Source organism: Actinomyces bovis (assembly GCF_900444995.1).
GTDB classification, from domain to species: Bacteria; Actinomycetota; Actinomycetes; order Actinomycetales; family Actinomycetaceae; genus Actinomyces; species Actinomyces bovis.
Genome location: NZ_UAPQ01000001.1, coordinates 112,639 through 128,040 on the forward strand (window position 1 = coordinate 112,639; position 15,402 = coordinate 128,040).

Sequence of the window (15,402 nt, forward strand, 5' to 3'; positions counted from 1 at the left end):
CAGGAGGGCATGCGGTCGTGGGGCCGCCGAAGCGACACCTTGTTGGCAACCGTCGGATCATACCGTTTATTCCCACGTGACTTTTACCGCTCTGAGCAACGACCCGCCGTCGAGTTCTCCGTTACTGTGCTGCTATGGCAGAGCTTCCCGCCCGCCTGGACTCGATCATTCCCTTGGTCGACGCCAGGATTTCCCTAGCCCTTGAGTCCCGAAGCCAGCGTTGGGCCCACCTGCCCCACGCCTCCGAAGAGTTAATTGGCATTGCTGCAGCCCTGACAGCTGGCGGAAAACGCCTGCGGGCCGTGCTCGCTTCGATCGGTTACGCCTCTTTGCGCCACCGCTCAGCTGACGCGCAGCGCCGCGCGCGTTTCATGGCTTCTCAGCAGGCGATCTCCCTTGGTGCCGCCTTAGAGCTCTATCAGGCCAGCGCTCTAATTCACGACGACGTGATCGACGACGCTCCCACGCGCCGTGGCCAAGCTGCCACGCATATCCGTCTGTCCGAACTGCACCAGGACTCCGACTGGCTGGGCTCGGCCTCAACTTTCGGACGCTCCGGCGCGGTCCTGTTGGGGGATCTAATGCTTTCTGCCGCCATGGAGGTGATGGATGAGGCCGCCCAGGTGGTGGCGGATGCCAATCCCTCCGGTGCCCATGAGGCCAGGGCCGCATTCAATGCGATGACGGCGGAGGTGGCGGTGGGCCAGTACCTGGACCTGCGCGCTGAAATGTTGCCATTGCCTACCCCAGAAGAAGATCCGACGACGGCCGGTTTGCGCATGGAGCGTGAGGCCCTGACCGTCGTCATCCACAAATCGGCCCGCTACTCCGTGATGCACCCGCTCGTAATCGGGGCTTTACTTTCTGGCGCTATCCCCTACTCCCCTGCGCTATCTGCACTGTCCCGTTTTGGTGAGGAGCTGGGGGTTGCTTTCCAGTTGCGCGACGACGAGCTCGGGGTCTTCGGGGATCCTCAAGTCACTGGTAAGCCCGCGGGAGGCGACTTGGTGGAAGGCAAGCGCACTGTCCTACTTGGACAGGCTTGGCGCCGTACGGATGCTGCTGGCCGTGAGCTTTTGCGCACTGTTCTGGGCAATTCTGAGGCAACCGCAGAGCAGCTTGCTGAAGCAACCGCGCTCATTGAGCGCTGCGGTGCGCGGGCTGAGCTGGAGGAGCGAATCGCGGATGTCACTGCGGCAGCTATGAGAACCTTGGAGGGCCTGCGTTCTGCACTGCACCCGGCGGCGGCTGAGGATCTTAGAGCTATGACCAGCCTGCTCACGGACCGGCGCGCCTAGGGGACGCCTCCCCAATTGGCGGGAGAGCGCGACTAAAGCCTCTACACTGCGCTTGTGGCCCAGGATCCCCTCATCGGACGTGTAGTCGACTCTCGTTACAAGATTGTCGACCGGGTAGCCCGTGGCGGCATGGCCACCGTTTACCGCGCGCAAGACCGGCGCCTGGATCGGCTGGTGGCTTTGAAGGTCATGCATGCCCATTTGGCGGAGTCCAGTGACTTTGTGTCCCGCTTCCGGCGTGAAGCGCGGGCTGCAGCGCGCCTGTCTAACCCCGGGGTGGTGGCAGTCTTTGACCAGGGCAGTCTGGACGGCGTCGCCTATCTGGTTATGGAGTATGTGGAAGGCCCAACTCTGCGAAACCTCGTGACGGCAGGGCCCCTGTCCGTCTCTGAAGCCTTGGAGCTCACGATTCAGGTGCTGCGGCCTTTGGGGGCTGCGCACCGCGCTGGCTTGGTGCATCGGGATATTAAGCCGGAGAATGTGCTGCTGCCCGCCGATGGTTCGGTTGCTAAGGTCGCGGATTTTGGGCTGGCCCGGGCGGTCACTGAGACCACGCAGACCACCACCGGCAATGTGCTGGGCACAGCGGCTTATCTGGCGCCTGAGCTCATCACCAGCGGCGACTCAAGCCCACGAGCGGATGTCTTTTCTGTGGGCGTGATGCTCTACGAGATGCTCACCGGAGTGCAGCCCTTCCGGGGTGAGACCCCCATCCATATTGCCTTCCGCAATGTGCATGAGGATGTGCCAGCGCCCTCGGCCCTAGTCCCTGAGCTACCAGCTTCTGTGGACCAACTGGTGGCGGCTTTGGCAGCGCGTGATCCCCAAGCACGCCCATCTACTGCTGATGCCGCTGCGGTGCAGGTGCGTTCAGCCTCGGAGGCACTTAAGCCGGAGGAACTGGCTATTCGCCGCAGTGGTGGGCTGGTGTCGGTGGATGGCTACGGCGCAGACCTGGTGGGGCGAGCGCGGGCCGCGCTAAAGCTTGCGGACGGGGAGCAGCCCGTGCCCCCGGCAGACTCCCCCGCCACTGCGCCCGCTGATGGTGCTTCTGCGGAAGAGTCCAGCCAGCGTCCTGAGGCAGAGTTCCAGGTGGGAGGCCGCACGGTTTCTTTGCCGGTGGGCTCGATCGGGCCGGTGGGCACTACGCGCCTAGAAACTAGCGGTCCTGGCCACACCAGTGTGCTGCCGACGGGCCCAAGAACTGGCCAGGCGACGCCGTCAAGCCCGCTGCCAGCGGGGCCGAGCGGATCAGCAGATCAGGCGCTAGCACCTACTGCTTCAGCCTCACTGGCTCATCCCCGGCGGCGTGCCCTGCTTGGGCTCGGCGCTTTGGGCCTGCTGGGCCTAGGAGGCAGCGGGGCCGGTTGGTACTTCCTGGCGGGACCTGGCCGACGTGTCAGCGTTCCTGACATCACGGGGATGTCTGCCGTGGAGGCGGAGCAGCGGGTTGCTGACGCCGAACTCAAGTGGAAGCGCGCAGAGGATGCTTTCTCTGACACGGTGGCTGCGGGTGTGGTTATCTCCACGACTCCGGAGCCTGGCCGACGGCTGGCGCCGGGTACTGAGCTGACGGTGGTGGTCTCCAAAGGCATTGAACAGGTGACTGTGCCTGAAATCGTAGGGAAGACTAAGGAGGAAGCCACCAAGCTTTTGAGCGCCGCGAAGCTGCGGCTGGGTGCGGTTACTGAGGAGTATTCGGCCTCGGTGGCCTCCGGGCAGATCGTGTCTTGCACTCCGGAAGCTGGTGCCACTGTTAACCACTCCTCGGCGGTGGCGGTGGCAGTCTCTAAAGGCAAGCGCCCAGTGACGGTGCCCGACGTCGTCGGGATGACGAAGGCCGAGGCTGAGAAGGCCATTAAGGATGCGGGTCTGAAGGTGGGCACGGTGCAGGAGACAGCTTCTGACACTGTGGAGTCTGGGAAGGTGATTTCCTCGAATCCTTCAGCCAACACGGCAAATGTCTTTGCGGGTGACGCCGTTGACCTTGTGGTTTCAAAGGGGCAGCAGATGGTGACTGTTCCGGATGTCTCCTCAATGGATGAGGAGGAAGCCAAGACCACCCTTGAGCAGGCCGGCTTCATCGTGCAGGTGCAGAAGGTGCGTCGTCCGCTCTTGTCTTTCCGTGACGTTGCCGACACTGACCCGGCGGCGGGTTCCAGCGTGAAATACGGCTCGAATGTGACACTTAAGGTCTACGACTGAGTTTGGCGTTTAGCCGCGCAGCATCTCCGCCACTTCAAAGGCCATCTCTAGGGACTGCTGGTGGTTGAGGCGCGGGTCCACCAGGGTTTCGTAGCGCTGAGCCAGGGCGGCCTCGTCAATTTGTTCACCGCCGCCTAGGCATTCGGTGACGTCGTCGCCGGTGAGTTCCACATGGATGCCACCCGGGTGGGTGCCAGCTGCCCGGTGTACCTCAAAGAAGCCGCGGACTTCGTCCATGATGGTGTCGAAGCGGCGGGTTTTATAGCCGTTGGCGGTGGTGATGGTGTTGCCGTGCATGGGGTCGGTGACCCAGGAGACGGGGCGTCCGTCCGCCTGGATGGCTTCAATCAAGGGCGGGAGGGCCTCCCGGATGCGGTCGGCGCCCATGCGGGTGATGAGGGTTAGACGGCCGGCTTCTCCCTGGGGGTTGAGGCGCTCCACGAGTTCCAGTACTTCTCTGCCTGTGGTGTTGGGGCCGATCTTCACGCCTACGGGATTGTGCACTCCAGCGAGTAGGGCCACGTGGGCATCCTGAGGTCCGCGGGTGCGTTCCCCGGCCCACAGCAGGTGAGCCGAGGTGTTGTATAGGCGCCCGGAGCGGGAGTCCTCCCGGATCATGGCGTCTTCGTATTCCAGGAGTAGGGCCTCGTGGGCGGCGTAGAAGTCCACTTGGCGCAGCGCGTCAAAGTCCACTCCGGCAGCGGCCATAAAGCGCATGGCGCGGTCGATCTCGTCGGCGAAGGCTTCGAAGCGTTTGTAGGCGGGGTTGGCGGTGAATCCACGGTTCCAGGAGTGGACTTCGCGTAGGTCGGCGTAGCCGCCCATGGTGAAGGAGCGGATGAGGTTGAGGGTGGTGCCGCTGCGCAGGTAGGCGTCGAGCATGCGCGCAGGGTCGGGGGTGCGGGCTTCGGGGGTGAAGGCGTGGTCATTTACGGAGTCGCCTCGGTAGGCGGGCAGGGTTAGGCCGTCGCGGGTTTCTGTGTCGCTGCTGCGGGGCTTGGCGTATTGGCCTGCCATGCGGCCGATTTTGACGATGGGCATGGAGGCGCCGTAGGTGAGTACGGCGGCCATCTGCAGGATGGTTTGGAGTTTGAGGCGGATGTTGTTGGCGGTGTTGTCTATGAAGGATTCGGCGCAGTCTCCGCCCATTAGGGCGAAGGCTTCTCCGCGTTCTACTTTGGCCATGGCTTGGCGTAGGGCGTCTACTTCTCCGGCAAAGACGAGTGGTGGGCGGGTGCGCAGGTCTGCGGCGACGGCGGCGAGCGCCTCGGCGTCGGGGTATCCGGGCTGTTGGGCGGCTTTGCACGCCCGCCAACTGGGGGCGGTCTGGGGCGTGGAGAGCTCGTTCATCACGGCAGCAGCATAGGCCGGGGTGTGGCGGAGCCCCCGCCATTGCGCAGTATGCGGACGGCAGGGGCTCCGGTGTTCAACGCTGGGTTGCGTGCCTCAGTGCTCGGGGGCGGGCTCGGCGGGGGCGACGTCCTGGCCTAGCTCGGCCATGAGCTTGGTGAACCAGTCCTGGGTGATGTCGAAGGGCTTGCCTCCGGCGATGCGCGGGAAGGGGATGGCGGTGAGGGTGTCACCGTTTTCCTCGTCGTGGCCGATGACGCCGGGCTCGCCGCGCAGGGCGCAGTCGACGGCTAGGTCGCACATCTGCTTGATGAGGTCTAGGTCCTCCTGGTTGGCGGCGGCGGCGCGCGAGTAGTAGCCGGACTTCTGGACCATGACTTTCTCGGCGCCAATCAGCTCAGCGAACTGCTTGGCGAACCACTGGCCGGGGTTGATGGTGTCTAGTTTGACGTGGCCGAAGGGGTCCCGCTGGACTTCCTGGCCGGCAGCTTCCATCTCCGCGATGATTTCTGGCACGCCGGCGCCCTCAGACAGGAAAATGTTGACATTGCCCTGCTGGTCCATGATGGCTTTGAGGCGCTTGGCTTCGGCAGCCAGGTCCAGCTTCATTTCGGGCAGGAAGACGGCGTGCACGTCCCAGCGCTCTTTGGTCAGGCCCAGGGAGGGGGCCCACTGCTTGGTGTCGAGCAGCTGGTGGTAGCGGCGGGCGGTCTCGGCGGTGAGGTAGCCACAGTTGCGGCCCATGCATTCGTGGACGATCAGCATGCGGGGGTTGGAGCGGTGCTCACCGATGACGTTGAAGGCGAATCCGGCGCCCTGTTCGGCAGCGGTCCAGGCGCCCAGGGACTGGCGGATCGGCACGACGTCGTTGTCGATGGTCTTGGGTAGGCCGACGACGGTGAGCTCGTAGTCGTTTTCGTGCAGGTAAGCGGCTAGGTCAGCGGCGGTGGTGTTGGTGTCGTCGCCACCGATGGTGTGCAGGACGTCGACGCCGTCCTTGCGGAGCTGCTCGGCAGCGAATTCGAGGGGGTTGACGCCCTCTTCTACCAGGCCGCGCTCCACGAGGTTCTTGGCGTTGGTGAGCTTGACGCGGGAGTTGCCAATTGGGGAGCCGCCGAAGTCGCGCAGTAGGCCAGCGTTCTTGCGGGCTTCCTGGTCGATGACCCGGTAGTTGCCGGTGAGCAGGCCGTGGTAGCCGTACTGGTAGGCGATGATCTCAACCTCTGGGGCCACCTCGGTGTAACGCTCAATGAGGTCGCCGACGGCGGCGGACAGGCAGGGGGCGAAACCGCCCGCGGTGAGGAGTGCGACGCGACGGATCGACATCGTGAACCTTTCGGTGTTGGACAGGTGTAACGGGCCCCATCCTAGCTGGGCGGGCTGGAGGCGCTCGCACGCCCCTAAGCCCTGCATTCCGATTCCCGGCCTCACCTCAGAGCGAAATCATCGCCCCTCAAGACGATAGATAAGAGTAAGATTTATTTACGGCGCCATTCATTGCTACAACCTCTATTTTTGAAAGTGGGTCTTATGCCTTCCCAAACCACTCGCCCCCCTCCTGCTCCGCGCTCCCTGACTCGCCGGACGGCATTGCTGGGAGCAGCGGCGCTTCCAGTTGCCACCTTCCTCGCTGCTTGCTCACCCAATAAGTCATCATCAGCTGGCATTGCAACGGCGTCTCCCAGTGCCCCCTCACAGGGGAGCGACGACACCCGGAGCTTTGCCATCCTGGCAAGCTGGGGAGCGTCGCTAACAATGGCCGCTTAAGGACCGCCTGCTTCCCTCGGCACCTTTTCTAGGCGCTAACAGTTCCTAAAGCCCAGCTTCCTTGAGGGACTAGACCTGCCCTGGCGCTTCTCGCTTGGGACTGGAGTCAACCAATCAATCCATCAATCTGAAAGACGCAACCATGGCTACTTACACTCTGCCCGCTCTCCCCTACGACTACGCCGCCCTAGAGCCCCACATTTCCGGGCGCATCATGGAACTCCACCACGACAAGCACCACGCGGCCTACGTCAGCGGCGCCAATGCCGCGCTCGAAGCCTTGGCCGCAGCCCGGGAGTCAAACGACTTTGCCGCCATCAACCTGTGGGAGAAGAACCTCGCTTTTAACCTGGCCGGTCACACCAACCACACCCTCTTCTGGAAGAACCTTGCCCCGAAGGCTGGCGGCGAGCCCGAGGGTGAGTTGGCTGAGGCCATCAAGGATTCCTTTGGCTCTTTCAAGCAGTTCCAGGCTCAGTTCACAGCTGCCGCCCTGGGTATCCAGGGCTCAGGCTGGGCGATGCTCGCCTTCGACGTATTGTCCGGCAAGCTCGTCGTCCTCCAGCTCTTCGACCACCAGTCCAATCTCCCCGCGGGCACGCTCCCCCTTTTCCTCGTAGATATGTGGGAGCACGCCTTCTACCTGGACTATCTCAATGTCAAGGCCGACTACGTCAAGGCCATCTGGAACATCGCCAACTGGCAAAACGTCTCCGAGACCCTCAGCCTGGCTGTCTCCAAGCGCTCTGAGATTCTCAAGACTTCCTGAGCTTCAACACGCCAGACCTTAGCTTCAGGCTCAGGCGCTATGTGGGCCCCGCGATCGATACGGTCGCGGGGCCCCTCATGGCACTCAGACAGTTCTACAGGCTCCTAGCCTTCGTCCCCCTCAGGCTCCCCAGAGTCAGTCTCAGCCTCCGGCTCCTGGGGCGGTTCGGGCACCTCGACGTCGGGGACCGGGCGTCCACCGGGAGCATCCATCACTGGCGCGGCTGGGCGCCGCAAGCGCTGCTCGGCCAGCATCTCCTCGGTGACCTCCAGGGCGCTCTTATGCTCAGCGTCCATCGCCTTCTTCACATCAGCGGCATACAAGTCCACGTACTCCTGCCCGGACAGGGACATCAGGGAGTACATGATCTCGTCCGTGATGGAGCGCAGCACAAAGCGGTCATTCTCCAAGCCCTGGTAGCGGGAGAAGTCCAAGGGCTTGCCCACCACAATCCCCACCCGGTGCCGTGTGGAGGGCAACACCTGCCCAATCGGCTGAGCCAGGTTGGAGCCAATCATCGCCACCGGAATCACCGGCGCCCCCGTGGCCAACGCAATGCGCGCCACCCCGGTCTTACCCCGGTACAAGCGTCCGTCAGGGCTGCGCGTGCCCTCCGGGTAGATACCAAAAAGCTCCCCCGAGCGCAGGCGATCAATCCCCGCCTGCAAAGCCGCCTGGGAGGCCTTGCCACCGGAGCGGTCCACCGGGATCGTGCCCACGGCTGTCATGAAGCGCTTCACGGCCCAGCCCTTGACTCCCTTGCCGGTGAAGTAGTCCGACTTGCCGATGAAGGCGACCTCCCGGTCGATCAGGAGCGGGAGGAAGAAGGAATCGATAACCGCCAAGTGGTTGGAGGCCAGTATGGCGGCGCCGGTGGCGGGGATATTCTCCTCGCCGCGGATCCAGGGCTGGTATAGAAGCTCCATGCCCGGACCGGCCACAACCTTCATTGCACGGTATGCCACGGGTCCTCCTGCTCGGGACTGCGCCTGACCCTTCAGACGCGCCTCTCAGTCTAGCCTTCCACTGTGTCCTTCCAGCCGTCCTTCGCAGACATGGGCACTCCTCTGTCTGAAGTCACCTTCGTGGTGGTGGACCTGGAAACCACCGGTGGGGCGCCCGGCGCCAAGGCCATCACAGAGATCGGCGCCCTACGGGTCAAAGGCGGTGAAGTGCTGGGAGAACTCGGAACCCTGGTCAACCCCGGCGCCCCGATCCCCGCGCAGATCACCCTGCTCACCGGAATCACCAACGCCATGGTGGCCACCGCTCCCCCACCCCGCATCGCCCTAAGCACCTTCTTGGAGTGGGCACGCCTGCATGAAGAGAGCACCGTGCTGGTGGCACACAATGCTCGCTTCGACGTCAGTCACCTAAAGGCCGCCGCCCAGGCATTTCAGCTTGACTGGCCCGCCCCACGCGTACTGGACACCCTGGCGCTGTCTCGGCGCGCTTGGAATCGCACCGAAGTCCCCAACCACAAGCTCTCCACTTTGGCCACCTTCGTAGGCGCCAGCACCTCCCCCACCCACCGCGCTCTGGATGACGCCCGCGCCACCGTAGACGTGCTGCACGCAGCCTTAGAAGTCCTGGCGAGCCTGGGCCTGACCCATATGGAGGATCTCGCCACCGCACAAGACCAGGTGCCAGCCGAGCTGCGCGCCAAGACCCGCTTAGCTGACGGACTGCCCAGCACGCCTGGTGTCTACCTCTTCCTCTCCCCCGCCGACCAGGTGCTATATGTCGGTAGCGCAGTGGACTTACGACGTCGCGTCCGCTCCTATTTCAACGCTGCAGAAACTCGCGCCCATGTGCGCCGCATGCTCAAAATCGCCAATCACGTGCGGGTGATCGAATGCGCCACCTTGATTGAGGCCCGCATTCGTGAACTGCGTCTGATTGAAGAATTGGACCCGCCCGCCAACCGGCGCTCCCGCGCCCCCAAACGGCGCCCCTGGATGTGCCTAGTCACCCACCCGCACCCGCGTCTGAGCCTAAGCACCGTGCCGGACACCAGAGCCTGCCATGAGGTGATCGGTCCCTTCTCTTCCCGTTCCTCCGGTGCCGCTGCCGTGCGTGCCGCCGAGTCGGTGCTGCGGCTAGAGAGCTGGGATGGCGCCAATACTTCCCTGCCCGCCCCCGGCCAGAAGGCCAGCTCGCCGCCGGAACTAACAGCAGCGCAACGCCTGTCTCAGGCCCGCCGAGCACTCAGCAACGAGCCCGATCTGGTGGCTATGCCCCTGTTAGAGCGCATTAGGGAGCTTGCCACGGCGGAACGCTATGAGGAGGCGGGCTTGTGGACGGCGCGGCTGCGCTCCTTTCTTCGCGCCGCTGAACGCGCCCAACGGGTCCGGCCGCTCCTGGCCTGCCCGCACCTAATCGCCGGTCGACGACGCGACGTGGGCGGTTGGGAACTCGTCTGCGTGCGCTGGGGGCGCTTGGCAGGCTCAGCTACCTCGCCACCCGGCGCGGACCCCCGGCCCATCGTTGAGGCGCTGCGAGCCACCGCGCAGGTGGTTGAGCGGCCCGAGCGGATCGGCGGCACCACCAGTGTGGAGGAGACACTGCTGCTAGCGGACTGGGTGTTAAGTGAAGGCGCCCGCCTAGTGGAAGTAGACCCTCCAGACGATGACCCTGCCGTGCTATCTAGCCCGGTGGCAGGTGCTGCCCGACACCAAGACGTGCTCCGCTCAGACCGTTAAACGCCCCACAGCTGCCCGGACCAGCGCAAAGACGCCGCAGCGCCCAGCAAATGCCAGAGAGCTACGTCGTCGCGACTGGGGACCTAGGGCGGCTCAGGCGGCGCTGCGCAGGACCTTGGCCAAGGTCTCCTGCAAGGTCATGGGGTCCAGGGGGCGGGAGACAATCGCATCTGCCTTAGCCCAAGTGGCCAGCCAGGCGTCCTGCGGGCGCGCGGTCAGCAGGACCACGGCAGGTCCTTTGCCCACGGTGGTCATCAGTTCATGAGCCAGACCCATGCCGCCAAGCTTCTTGGCTTCCGCGTCTAGGACCAGGGCAGCAAAAGGCGGCTTGCCGGCCTTCTCACGGTCAGCAATGGCCAGGCGGACACCATCAGCGGTGGCGCATTCAGTCCAGTTCACCAGGGGTAGCCCCTTGGCCGGGCGGCGACCGATGCCATTAATCACCTGCTGGCGCACATTCGAGTCGTCAGCGAAGACGAGCAACTCAAGGCTCTCGGCGGCCTGGTCGGTCATGGTTCCTCCATACGGCGTAGGGCGGCGACTGAGGACAGTGTAGCGGCCCACGTCACGCTCTAAGCAGAGCCATTCCATAGGCACTAGGTCCCAGCTAGCCCGATATCCTGGAAGCGTTCCACTAGTCATCAGATAAGGCAACCGCTATGACCGTCTACACCCTTCCCGAGCTCCCCTACGACTACACCGCCCTAGAGCCGCATATCTCCGGCCGCATCATGGAGCTGCACCACGACAAGCACCACGCCGCCTACGTGGCTGGCGCCAACGCTGCACTTGAGGCCCTGGCCGCTGCCCGTGAGTCCGGTGACCTGGCTACAGTGAACCTGTGGGAGAAGAACCTGGCCTTCAACCTGGGTGGTCACACCAACCACTCCGTGTTCTGGAAGAACCTGAGCCCCAACGGCGGCGGCGAGCCTGAGGGTGAGTTGGCCGAGGCTATCAAGGACTCCTTCGGTGACTTTGCGCGCTTCAAGGCCCACTTCACCGCAACCGCCATGGGAATCCAGGGCTCCGGTTGGGCCGTCCTGGCCTACGACTCGCTCTCCAACAAGCTGGTTATTTTCCAGCTCTTCGATCAGCAGGGCAACGTACCGGTAGGCACCATTCCGCTGTTCATGGTGGATATGTGGGAGCACGCTTTCTATCTGGATTACCTCAACGTCAAGGCCGACTACGTCAAGGCCATCTGGAACATCGCCAACTGGGCGGATGTTTCTGCGCGCCTGGCCGACGCCGTCGCCCGCACGCAGGGCCTGATCCTGCGCTGATCTCCTAGCGCTAAGGCTGTGGCCCCGGAACCAGCAAGTTCCGGGGCCACAGCTTTAGCAAGTTGCGAGTCGTGAGTTCTTAGCCCAGACGCTCCAGATCGATCACACGAGCCATTGACGGCGTACCCGAGTTGGCATCACCGGGAATCAGGGCCACTACGCGGGAACCCACCGGCACCCCCACAAAGCCCTTAATGATCTCGTCAGTGCCTGCCAAGATGGTCAGCGGGTGGTTCTCATCCCAGGTGGAGTAGGTCTCCTTGTTGTCCCAGCTGGTGCCATAGTTCTGGACGACTACATTGGAGGTCTCGGTGATGGCCTCACCGGTGCCACGTGCCAGCACGAAGAACTCGTTCTGAGTTGGCTCGGCAGCGCCTTCGTTGACGGAGATCTTGGCGGGACCTCCCAGGTCTCCGCTGACAGTTAGGCCGCGGTCGGCAATCTGCTGGGCGCCTTCCATCACAGCATTCTTGGTGCCGGAGTTAATGTCAGTAATCGACTCGGTTCCTACGACGTCAACCACAAAGACGAGCGAGCCGGTGGGGAAGCCACTGGCGGCATCGGTGCCGTAGGCGTACTGGGCAGGGATAGACATTAATAGGCGGTCACCCACGTGAGTGCCGGGCAGGCCACAACGCCAGCCAGTAATGACGCCATCAACCGAGAAACTGGCTGTCTTCTTGAAGGAGAAAGAAGACTCGAAGGGCTTAGCCCCATCCCACTGCCAGCCGACGTAGTTCACGGTGATAGAGGAGCCCTTAGCGACCTCCGCACCATCACCGGTCTTAAGCGTCTTAACAGTGAGATTCTCGGGCGCCTTCTCACCAGACCACTTGATAGTCGGCTCCGCACCGTAGTCACCAGTGATGGTCGGGAGAGCAGAAGAGTCCTTGTCAATCGTCAGGGTTGAACAGTCGACATTCTTAGCAACCGGGATCGACTTGGGCTCCTCCTTCTTATCCTTTGAGCAGCCTGTCAGGCCAAGCGTGGCGGCTAGGGCCAAGACGGCCAGGACTTTTGGCGTGCGGCGCACAGATACTCCTCAGAGTTGTGTTGGGTGGGGTTTGGAAGGGTGTAGTTAAGCGGCAGCTCAGTGGAAGGACTCGCCGCAGGCGCAGGTGCCAACCGCGTTGGGGTTGTCAATGGTGAAGCCCTGCTTCTCGATGGTGTCTGCGAAGTCAATCGTGGCGCCAGATAGGTAGGGCACGCTCATGCGGTCCACCACTACCTCGACGCTTTCCATATCCGCGCTGCCCGTCGGGAAGGAGCGCAGGGCATCGCCATCGAGCAAGCGCTCGTCAAAGTAGAGCTGGTAGACCAAGCCGGAGCAGCCCCCGGGCTGGACTGCCACGCGCAGGCGCAGGTCGTCGCGGCCCTCTTGGGCTAGCAGGCTCGCGACCTTGGCGGCAGCCACCTCAGTCAGGGAAACCTCGTGGGTGGGGGTCTCGGTGGTTGTGGTGGTGGACGCGGTGGTCGCGGTGGGCTCTGCCATTTGCGGGACTCCTGTGTCTGGTCAGCCCGGTTGGGCTGAGGTTTTCAAGGCACGTGCAGCGGGGCGCGCGTGCTTCTACTGACACCCTACTTCCATGGGCTACGTATCTGCCATGTGAGCCACACAGTGACGGGTCTCACCATGGTTGCTTACAGGGCTTAGGCGAGGGTAACGAGCTCCATATAGGAGTCATTCCAAAGGTCTTCGTCCCCATCAGGCAGTAGCAACACGCGGTCTGGTTGCAGGGCCGCCACCGCACCCTCATCGTGGGTTACCAGCACGACGGCGCCAGCGAAGGTGCCCAGCGCACGCAGCACCTCCTCACGACTGGCGGGGTCAAGGTTGTTGGTGGGTTCGTCCAGGAGCAGCACATTGGCTGAGGAGACAACCAGCAGAGCCAGAGCCAGGCGAGTCTTCTCACCTCCGGAGAGCACACGGGCGGGTTTATCGGCGTCGGCACCGGAGAACAGGAAAGAGCCCAGCACGGAGCGCACTTGCGTGTCGTCCATATCTGGGGCGGCGCTGCGCAGGTTTTCCACCACGGTGCGCTGGTTGTCGATTGTCTCGTGCTCCTGCGCGTAATAGCCGATCTTTAAGCCATGCCCTGGCACTACCTCACCGGAGTCGGGTGACTCTACACCGCCGAGCAAGCGCAGCAGGGTGGTCTTGCCCGCGCCGTTGAGCCCTAGCACCACCACTCGGCTGCCACGGTCAATGGCCAAATCCACGCCAGCGAAAACCTCCAGGGAACCGTAGGCCTTTGACAAGCCCATTGCCCGCAGTGGGGTCTTACCGCAGGGGGCAGGGTCGGGGAAGCGCAGGTGGGCGACCTTATCCGCCTGTTGCTCCGCCTCAAGTCCTTCCATCAGGCGTTCGGCGCGCTTGAGCATCTGTTGTGCGGCCACAGCTTTAGTGGCTTTGGCCCGCATCTTCTCCCCCTGGGCGCGCAGCGCGGCGGCCTTCTTCTCAGCATTGGCACGCTCACGACGGCGACGGTGCTCATCGTCGGCGCGCTGCTTAAGGTAGGCGTCCCAGCCCAGGTGGTAGACGTCCAGGCCCCCCCGGTTGGCGTCCAAGTGCATGACCTGGTTGACGGTGTCGCGCAGTAGCTCGACGTCGTGACTGATGACGATGAAGCCGCCGGAGTAGGTGCGCAGGTGGTCCCGCAGCCAGATGATCGAATCGTGGTCTAGGTGGTTGGTGGGCTCGTCAAGCAGCAGAGTGTCTGGCTGCTGAAAGAGCACGCGCGCGAGTTCTACGCGGCGGCGCTGCCCACCGGAAAGAGTGCCAATGGGCTGCTCCAAAACTCGCTCGGGCAGCCCCAAAGAGGCGCTGATACGAGCCGCTTCCGATGCAGCTGCATAACCGCCAGCCATCGTGAACTCATGGTCCAGGCGGGTGTAGCGGTCTAAAGCCTTGGCCTGAGCGTCACCTTCTGTGGTGGCGATCTTGGCCTCAGCCTTGCGGATCCGGGCCAAAAGTGCGTCGATGCCGCGGGCTGACAGGATGCGATCCCGTGCGATCTCTGTCAGGTCGCCAACTTTGGTGTCCTGGGGCAGGTAACCAACGGAGCCATTGCAGTGGATGGTGCCTTCGTAGTCCACGGCCTCCAGGCCGTGGCGCTCATCCGCGTCAGCCACCGGCTGGCTAGTGCGCTGCGCCACAGATGCGGCGGCCAGGAGCTTGGTCATGGTGGTTTTGCCGGCGCCATTGCGCCCTACCAGGCCGATGCGCATGCCTTTGTCTACGCGGAAGTTTGCGCCCCCCACCAGTTGGCGGGCGCCGATGCGCATGGTCAGGTCTTGGACGTTGATCACGGCGCACATCGTAAAGGTAGGTAGGGCTCCGCGACGTCACGGCTAGGTGCAGAGCAGATTCGGCTAACCCATCAGTCCCACCAGAACCACCAGCCTTCTTGGCCCTTCGCCCAGGCCGGAGCCAGGCGCAGGATCTCATCAGGCATGTCCTCGGCGTCCAGCTGGTAGCGCACCCTGACCTCCTCCCACAGGGCATGACAGTCGCAACCGGGCGTATGCGAGGTGCTCACCGCGAATCCCGCTAGAGCAGGGTCACTCACCCAGATCGCCTCGACGCTCACCCGTTCATCGCGGCGCTGAGGCCCGATCGCGTACCCAGAAAGCCGCACACGTCCTTTACCTGAGGCACAGGCGTGCAACAGCGTTCTGAGGCTTGGCGCGAGATTCTGACGGTCTGCCAAAGCGCGGGCTGGTAGGGCATCGAGCAGGGCTGCCGCGCCACGGGCATCAAGACCAGCAAAGGGCACATAGTCCTCTTGCGGCCAACCAGAGGCCTCCAGGCAACCTTTCTGTGCCGGTCCTGGCGCCTGCCCGAGTAGCTCAGATAGGTCACGCAGCTGGTCAGGCCAGTGATTCAGCACTTTCCACACTCCTGCCTCAACGCTCCAGCCGCGCGGACCGTACATGCCGTCCTCTAGTAGTGGTTGGTCGTCATGCTCTGGGAGCAGCTTGTTGGCAGTGGGAGCGGTAGGACTAAAGGCAGAACACATGGGAGCCTC

13 protein-coding genes are annotated in these 15,402 nt (G+C 63.4%); 5 read left to right on the forward strand and 8 right to left on the reverse strand.

Annotated features, from left to right (window positions below; translation table 11 throughout):
• The first annotated feature begins 134 nt into the window (after nt 1–134).
• Nucleotides 135–1,298 carry a polyprenyl synthetase family protein gene (locus DR039_RS00495; RefSeq protein WP_111835460.1) on the forward strand — a complete coding sequence of 388 codons (1,164 nt, stop codon included), beginning with the start codon at nt 135–137 and terminating at the stop codon, nt 1,296–1,298.
• 54 nt (nt 1,299–1,352) lie between these two features.
• Nucleotides 1,353–3,503 (forward strand): Stk1 family PASTA domain-containing Ser/Thr kinase, encoded by a 2,151-nt coding sequence (locus DR039_RS00500; RefSeq protein ID WP_111835461.1) that lies wholly within the window; start codon nt 1,353–1,355, stop codon nt 3,501–3,503.
• Nucleotides 3,504–3,512: 9 nt separating this feature from the next.
• On the opposite strand, the gene DR039_RS00505 is transcribed toward DR039_RS00500, so the two are convergent.
• Nucleotides 3,513–4,853, reverse strand: coding sequence for a class II 3-deoxy-7-phosphoheptulonate synthase (locus DR039_RS00505; RefSeq protein ID WP_111835462.1), 1,341 nt, complete (start codon nt 4,851–4,853; stop codon nt 3,513–3,515).
• A gap of 96 nt (nt 4,854–4,949) precedes the next feature.
• On the reverse strand, nt 4,950–6,179 hold the full coding sequence (locus DR039_RS00510; protein ID WP_111835463.1) for a pyrophosphate--fructose-6-phosphate 1-phosphotransferase: 1,230 nt from the start codon (nt 6,177–6,179) through the stop codon (nt 4,950–4,952).
• Between the two features lie 583 nt (nt 6,180–6,762).
• Here DR039_RS00510 and DR039_RS00515 point away from each other — a divergent pair.
• Nucleotides 6,763–7,389 (forward strand): superoxide dismutase, encoded by a 627-nt coding sequence (locus DR039_RS00515; protein ID WP_111835968.1) that lies wholly within the window; start codon nt 6,763–6,765, stop codon nt 7,387–7,389.
• 104 nt (nt 7,390–7,493) lie between these two features.
• On the opposite strand, the gene DR039_RS00520 is transcribed toward DR039_RS00515, so the two are convergent.
• Nucleotides 7,494–8,339, reverse strand: coding sequence for a lysophospholipid acyltransferase family protein (locus DR039_RS00520; RefSeq protein WP_172458346.1), 846 nt, complete (start codon nt 8,337–8,339; stop codon nt 7,494–7,496).
• Between the two features lie 105 nt (nt 8,340–8,444).
• On the opposite strand from DR039_RS00520, the gene DR039_RS00525 reads away from it, so the two are divergent.
• Nucleotides 8,445–10,091, forward strand: coding sequence for a DEDD exonuclease domain-containing protein (locus tag DR039_RS00525; protein WP_111835969.1), 1,647 nt, complete (start codon nt 8,445–8,447; stop codon nt 10,089–10,091).
• Nucleotides 10,092–10,184: 93 nt separating this feature from the next.
• Here the strand turns inward: DR039_RS00525 and DR039_RS00530 are convergent, their stop codons facing one another.
• Nucleotides 10,185–10,604: a hypothetical protein gene (locus tag DR039_RS00530; RefSeq protein ID WP_111835465.1), complete on the reverse strand. Its 420-nt coding sequence runs from the start codon at nt 10,602–10,604 to the stop codon at nt 10,185–10,187.
• Between the two features lie 146 nt (nt 10,605–10,750).
• Between DR039_RS00530 and DR039_RS00535 the strand changes: the two genes are divergently transcribed.
• Nucleotides 10,751–11,374, forward strand: a complete 624-nt coding sequence (locus tag DR039_RS00535) for a superoxide dismutase (protein WP_111835466.1) — start codon at nt 10,751–10,753, stop codon at nt 11,372–11,374.
• 79 nt (nt 11,375–11,453) lie between these two features.
• Here DR039_RS00535 and DR039_RS00540 read toward each other — a convergent pair whose 3' ends face one another.
• From DR039_RS00540 to DR039_RS00555, 4 genes are all read right to left on the reverse strand, one after another.
• Complete coding sequence (locus DR039_RS00540; protein ID WP_111835467.1) at nt 11,454–12,407, reverse strand: FKBP-type peptidyl-prolyl cis-trans isomerase; 954 nt, start codon at nt 12,405–12,407, stop codon at nt 11,454–11,456.
• A 57-nt stretch (nt 12,408–12,464) separates the two neighbouring features.
• Entirely contained in the window at nt 12,465–12,866 is a 402-nt protein-coding gene (locus DR039_RS00545) for a HesB/IscA family protein (protein WP_111835468.1), read from the reverse strand.
• Between the two features lie 158 nt (nt 12,867–13,024).
• Nucleotides 13,025–14,683 (reverse strand): ABC-F family ATP-binding cassette domain-containing protein, encoded by a 1,659-nt coding sequence (locus DR039_RS00550; RefSeq protein WP_172458334.1) that lies wholly within the window; start codon nt 14,681–14,683, stop codon nt 13,025–13,027.
• A gap of 71 nt (nt 14,684–14,754) precedes the next feature.
• Nucleotides 14,755–15,393 (reverse strand): hypothetical protein, encoded by a 639-nt coding sequence (locus tag DR039_RS00555; protein WP_229116717.1) that lies wholly within the window; start codon nt 15,391–15,393, stop codon nt 14,755–14,757.
• Nucleotides 15,394–15,402 lie beyond the last annotated feature (9 nt).